Source organism: Moorena sp. SIO2C4, from assembly GCF_010672485.1.
Classification (GTDB): domain Bacteria; phylum Cyanobacteriota; class Cyanobacteriia; order Cyanobacteriales; family Coleofasciculaceae; genus Moorena; species Moorena producens.
On the sequence record NZ_JAAHGN010000817.1, the window covers coordinates 1 to 3,492 of the forward strand.

Consider the following 3,492-nt stretch of genomic DNA (forward strand, 5'->3'; position numbering starts at 1 on the left):
CACGCTACGCGAACGGCTTTGTTTATCAGTACATATATTATAGCAATTTTATAATACCCTGTGCAAAATTCATCCCACACCTAATGCGTAGCATTAGGTGTGGGATGAATTTTGCCGGACAGCTAAATTAATTTATTGCTGAGACTGGCTTTGGAGCCGTTGCTCAACCCTTGAACTTAACTGTTGAAGGTTGACCGTCAACGGTCAACCTTCAACCTTCAACCTTCAACAAAATTTCAAGCCGACTCAATATCTATTTGCTATTTTTTATTTTCAATCAGCAAGGTACTGCTGATTTTTTCAATACGCTTGGGATCACCAATGATCAATGGTTTATGGGTTTGATTGCTACTCTTTTGGGTAAGGGCACCCCACTCGACAGACAGGCGTTGCAGTAGCTGATCCTGTTTTGCCCGAAATTCTAGGATATCGTTGCCACCATTAATGATGGCAAACCACACTAAACCGCGATCGCGTGTTGGGAGAAAACCAGCTAGAGCACTAACTTCTCTGAGAGTTCCGGTTTTAATCACAGCCCCTGGGGGAATGTTACGGTCGAGCATGGTCCCCTTAGTATCCCGTCCAGCTAGGGGGAAGACATCCCTAAGATTAAGCTGGTAAGGCTGTAAAAAGCGCTCAATAGCCATGAGCATAGCACAAGCAGCACGGGGGGAAATTCGATTCTCCATACCTAAGCCAGAGCCATTAATCAACTGAATTTCGCTACCGGGTAAACCAGCTGACCTAGCCGCCAACCGAGCGGTTGTCTGAGCACCGCCAATGGCTTGAGACAACATCTGAGATACGTCGTTGTTACTGTAGATGTTCATCTCTCTAAGAATATCTACCAGGGGCAAAGACTTGTGGAGTAACAGATATTCTTGCTTGGGAATGGGAGTATCAGATACAACTACATTCCCAGCAATTTCTAATTGGGGTTTCTCGGTTCCTTTGGGCATGGCTTGATATTGGCGGAGAATCTGCCAAGACCAGCTGCTGGATTTTAAGGCTTGCAAGAGTTGTCCACCAGCAATTTCTGGGTTGTCCTTATCATTCATAGTGAAATGGCCAATGATGACTAAATTCCCAGTGACCCGGCGGATTCCCAGTTGATTTAGGCTATTACCCAATGCGATCGCTTCTTCCCACACAAAAAACGGGTCGCTACCACCAGTAATTACCAAATCTCCCTGCAATACCCCATCTTTAACTATTCCGGTGGCACTGACTCTAGTTTCAAATTGATGAGCTGGTCCCCATTGCTGTAATGCCGCTAGACTAGTGGCAATTTTCGTGATTGAAGCTGCGGGTATTGGAACATTTCCCCGGTGGGTCGCCAGTCTAGTCAGTCCCGATTGAATCCATACTCCTTGCTTAACTGCTGAACCTTGAACACGCCATTTTTCTATGAATTCAGCCACAATCGCTTCAGCAGACGGGTCTGGTTCAGCTGGCAAGCTAAACAAGGAGGTATCCCGCCAAGCCATCAGTTGAGCTTGATCAAGGTTGATCGGTTGCAGAATTCTCCAAAGTTTCACAGATATAACGACAAACGCACCGGCCAGCATCCCAGCAGCAAGTTGTTTTAGCATTCACTACACCACATTTGTTTCTTGAGGCTGCTCTATTTTAGATACTGAATGCTGCTACTGTTAAGTCCTAATCAATGATTCTCAGGAAGTTTCCGGTTTGTCGTAGGGTTTATCTGGTATAATTGTCTTAACAGCCACAGAAGCTTGAGATTTGGGAGTCTGCTGATCAAGACGACCTAAGCAATAATCGAGCTAAGAGCAATTGTTGTATCAAACAACAGTTAAGTTGTTCTGTAGTAAATGCATTGGCTGTAAGCAAAAGCGCTTTTGGGATTTTCCGGCAAAGCCAACACAGATACCTCCTCGTCAATTGTTAATTGACGTGCTATACACGGATTCCGGCTATGGGGCGGAATTACCGGGTTAAATGTATCTGAACAGTTCTGTTGAGAACATGTCACCATGCAAGTCTTTCGGGTCCCAAATCTCAAGTTAAACAGATCACATTGTTTACTATTCCAGGTAATGGTTCTGGTAAGATGTGGAAGGTTTCTATAAACTTTGAGCAATGGCATCGACTGGCGCACGAATCGCAATAGACGCTATGGGCGGGGATTATGCCCCCCATGAAATAGTTGCTGGAGCTATTAGAGCACAAGCTGAGTTAGGGGTAGAGGTATTGTTGGTAGGGGATCCTGAGCAAATCAGATCCTCTATTGCCCAACACCACGGATCAAGTCAGATAGAAATTGTAGCTGCTGATGGTGTCGTTGCCATGGGTGAAGAACCCTTGGTGAGCTTGAAGCGTAAGCCCAACGCTTCTATTAACGTAGCCATGGACTTAGTCAAGGAAGGACGTGCTGACGCTGTAGTCTGTGCTGGGCACTCTGGGGCAGCCATGGCAGCGGCTCTATTGCGCTTAGGGCGTCTGCCAGGGATTGACCGTCCCGCAATTGGCGCAGTGTTTCCTACCATCATGGCTGGCAAGCCAGTGATTATAATGGACGTGGGGGCAATTGTGGATTGTCGCCCTAAATATCTAGAGCAGTTTGCCATCATGGGGTCAGTATATAGCAAGTATGTCTTGGGCATGGAAGAGCCTAAGGTGGGTCTGCTAAACATTGGTGAGGAAGAGTGTAAAGGCAATGATTTGGCCATCCGCACTCATCAACTGCTACGAAAGAATTCCAGAATAAACTTTATTGGCAATGCTGAGGGTAGAGATGTACTCTCAGGTCAGTTTGATGTAATTGTGTGCGATGGCTTTGTGGGCAATATACTGCTCAAGTTTGCCGAAGCAGTAGGGGAGGTGATGCTGCAAATTATCCGAGAAGAACTGCCTCAAGGGATACAAGGTCAGCTAGGTACAGCGTTGTTAAAACCCAACTTGAAGCGGATTAAGCAGCGTATGGATCATGCCGAACATGGCGGTGCTCTACTCTTGGGGGTGGCAGGAATTTGTATTATTAGTCACGGTAGCTCCCAAGCCCCATCGATTTTTAACGCCATTCGGTTGGCTCAAGAAGCCATTGATCACCGAGTACTAGAGCGGATTAAAGCTAATCACTTCAAAAAGTCTAAGAAATCAGTGGCTACTAATTCCAGCAGTGAGGAGTAAGGCATGATCGACTGATCAGCATTTCAAGGCTACCATTAGCGCAACTGTTTTTTTGTTGACGGTTGACCGTTGGCGGTTGAAAGTTTATGGTTAACCGTTAACCTTAAGAGTGTCAAGCATGGGGACTAAACTTTGACTAGCTGATCAAGTCTCGTGTTAGAATTCCTTAGCGGAATTGCCCACCGTATTAGGGTGGCGATCGATAACGGTAATTACAAGAGGGTTCCGTGATAATGGCAGATTGTTAGCTTGAGCGTCCCACAAGCCTCACAACATAGTTGTTTAAGGCTTGTGTGCTATAGTTGAGTGTGGCATTGATGGCAAGATTGACCAATCACCAGA

2 protein-coding genes are annotated in these 3,492 nt (G+C 46.0%); one reads left to right on the forward strand and one right to left on the reverse strand.

Features of this window, described 5'->3' with window-relative positions:
* Positions 1–260: 260 nt before the first annotated feature.
* Entirely contained in the window at positions 261–1,592 is a 1,332-nt protein-coding gene (locus F6K20_RS29635) for a D-alanyl-D-alanine carboxypeptidase (RefSeq protein ID WP_008182125.1), read from the reverse strand.
* A gap of 508 nt (positions 1,593–2,100) precedes the next feature.
* Here F6K20_RS29635 and plsX point away from each other — a divergent pair.
* Complete coding sequence (gene plsX, locus F6K20_RS29640; RefSeq protein ID WP_071986850.1) at positions 2,101–3,150, forward strand: phosphate acyltransferase PlsX; 1,050 nt, start codon at positions 2,101–2,103, stop codon at positions 3,148–3,150.
* Positions 3,151–3,492 lie beyond the last annotated feature (342 nt).

Bases quoted from the DNA above. Each gene is read 5' to 3' on its own strand.
- plsX (WP_071986850.1), top strand. From the start codon at position 2,101: ATGGCATCGACTGGCGCACGAATCGCAATAGACGCTATGGGCGGGGAT.
- F6K20_RS29635 (WP_008182125.1), bottom strand. From the start codon at position 1,592: ATGCTAAAACAACTTGCTGCTGGGATGCTGGCCGGTGCGTTTGTCGTT.